Consider the following 2,228-nt stretch of genomic DNA (forward strand, 5'->3'; position numbering starts at 1 on the left):
ATGTCAAGGCTCAATTGAAATGTCCGTTATCCAGCTCAATTAAAATGACCACTTTGATCTCTCATTCTCTTTACTGATAGACTTTCCTCCGACTGAAACAACAGGATGATTGAGCCCATGCTTCGATACGAGTTAACGCCGAACAATGCAGGTTTTATACTGTGGGGAGATTCAGAAGCCCTGAATGAATTACATGAACTCATTCATTACATCGTGGATGAAAGCCCACTGATTAAAGTTAAAGACGGATTTATGTTATCCCTTGCCTATGATATTCGTAAAGCACGGGAAGGTAATCGTCGTGTTGAGCAACATCAGTATGATCAACATGATACATATAAGCTTTATGGTGTTGAGCTTTTATGGCCTCTGGTCCTGGTACAGTCCTCAATACTCAGAAACTCAATGGGTTATATTCAGACAGACAAAAACCAGCTGTCTGTCATGTATGCCTTTGAATACCTGATAGAATCAGCATTAACAGAGTCTGAGAGAACAACGTCGAATGATATTATGCTAACAGTAAAATATGCATCAGACTCTGATTTTAATTTCATTGAGGATAATATTGACAGCAGGTGCTGCTATTTTATCAGCCTATCTCCGGAGCAAAGAAAAAAGCAGTTAATCAGTATTGTTCGTTCTTTTCATTCATTATGGGGTAAGTATGCCCGTGAAAAGCAGGACATAAAGATGCTGAACGAAATGAATAATACATCATGGGTCTGGCCGGACAATATCAACTGGTGAGCAACCACTGTCCGGCCAGTGAGTACCATCAGCGGGCTCTTTTACCAAAAATGTCCTCTGAACGTGACTGAAGCTGTTTGAGTGCTTCGAGCATGTCATCATTATCCAGTGAGCGCTGGGATTTCTTCCCTTCCTGCTTTGGCCGTCGTCGGGAAGGGCCATCTCCAGCGGGAATTGACTGAGAGCGCGTGTTATCCCGCTTGCTCTGCACCAGACTGATAAACTCCAGGGTTCGGCCAAGACGCTTGTTATCGACAATCGCGCCCTGGTCGATTTCTGACAGTCGGTCGTAGGTAGAGTAGGGAAGTAGCGTACCGTTCAGGCGCAGCTCTTTTCTGCCATCAGGATAGTGATACACATCGATATATTTACCTATTGCACGGCGACTCAGTTCGCTGTCTTCAATCAGGTACAACATTTTATCATATTGTATCGTCAACGATTTTGAGACTTTACGTTTTTCACGAACAGTGAAAATAAGCCCCAGGTCCTCATCATGTTCTACAGCACGGTGTACGTCAAAATCATGTCGCGGTACTTTGCCAAAACGGCGGTTATAGTCAGCCATATAGGCCTCAGCGAAGTCATTTGCAGCCTCCATTGAACAAATGCCCTGTAACCGCAGCTCTTTGACCAGACGATCCTGTAAAGTGAGGTGAGCTCGTTCTACACGCCCTTTGGCGGGACTGGTTTCTGCACAGATAGTCTGGATGTTCAGTTCATGCATGGCTCGCCCAAACTGAGTATGCCCGTCTCCGCCTGTGGCGTGTTTATTGTTAACACGAAAAACACCGGCTTTATCGCTGTACAGTGCCAGCGGTTTACCATGCTTATCGATATAGCGCCGCGTGGCTTCGAAGTAAGAAAACGTGGACTCCGATTTAACAAACAACAGTTCCATCAGTTTGCTGGTTGCATCATCAACATAGACCAGCGCGGTGCAGGCCGGGCCACGGCCTTCAAACCAGTCGTGATCACAGCCATCTATTTGTATCAGCTCACCAGTACACGGACGCCGGTACCGTGGTTGAGGGATCCTTGCGGCACGTTGTTTACGGGGAACCCATAAGCCAGCCCGCACCATGATGCGCCGGACAGTTTCTTTGCCAAGAAACAGTCCGTGGAGTTCTTCGAGCTTTTCACGCGCCAGAGTCGGACCGAAATCAGCATAACGCGTCTTGATCAGTTCCAGAGCCTGATCTGCGAGCCCGGGTGGCAACTGGCGGTTACCACGCATGCCACATCGTCTGCTGGCCATACCAAGCGGTCCGCCTTCACGGTAACGGGCAAGAAGTCTGCGGCATTGCCTGTCGCTGATACCGAGGTGCTCGGCCGCACGGCGCGTTGTGATGCGACGTTCAATGACGTCCTGTATAATCTTGATCCGGTTGATCTCTTTCAAAGTAAACACTCCTGAGCTTTCTGCGCTCATGATATGCCTCCCGGTAGTTTAAACGGACCAGTGAAGCTTACCATAG

The 2,228-nt window shown here is 47.6% G+C and carries 2 protein-coding genes; one reads left to right on the forward strand and one right to left on the reverse strand.

Going from position 1 to position 2,228, the window contains the following annotated elements; translation table 11 throughout:
* Positions 1-117 precede the first annotated feature (117 nt).
* On the forward strand, positions 118-750 hold the full coding sequence (locus tag ACOI7D_RS27715; protein ID WP_001567369.1) for a DUF6904 family protein: 633 nt from the start codon (positions 118-120) through the stop codon (positions 748-750).
* 28 nt (positions 751-778) lie between these two features.
* On the opposite strand, the gene ACOI7D_RS27720 is transcribed toward ACOI7D_RS27715, so the two are convergent.
* Positions 779-2,182 (reverse strand): ISNCY-like element ISKpn21 family transposase, encoded by a 1,404-nt coding sequence (locus tag ACOI7D_RS27720; RefSeq protein ID WP_001567368.1) that lies wholly within the window; start codon positions 2,180-2,182, stop codon positions 779-781.
* Positions 2,183-2,228 lie beyond the last annotated feature (46 nt).

Origin of the sequence: Klebsiella sp. C360 (genome assembly GCF_048822415.1) — a bacterium.
Classification (GTDB): domain Bacteria; phylum Pseudomonadota; class Gammaproteobacteria; order Enterobacterales; family Enterobacteriaceae; genus Klebsiella; species Klebsiella quasipneumoniae.

What these genes read in the sequence shown, in the direction of transcription:
- ACOI7D_RS27715 (WP_001567369.1), top strand. Translation starts at nt 118, where the DNA reads ATGCTTCGATACGAGTTAACGCCGAACAATGCAGGTTTTATACTGTGG.
- ACOI7D_RS27720 (WP_001567368.1), bottom strand. Translation starts at nt 2,182, where the DNA reads ATGAGCGCAGAAAGCTCAGGAGTGTTTACTTTGAAAGAGATCAACCGG.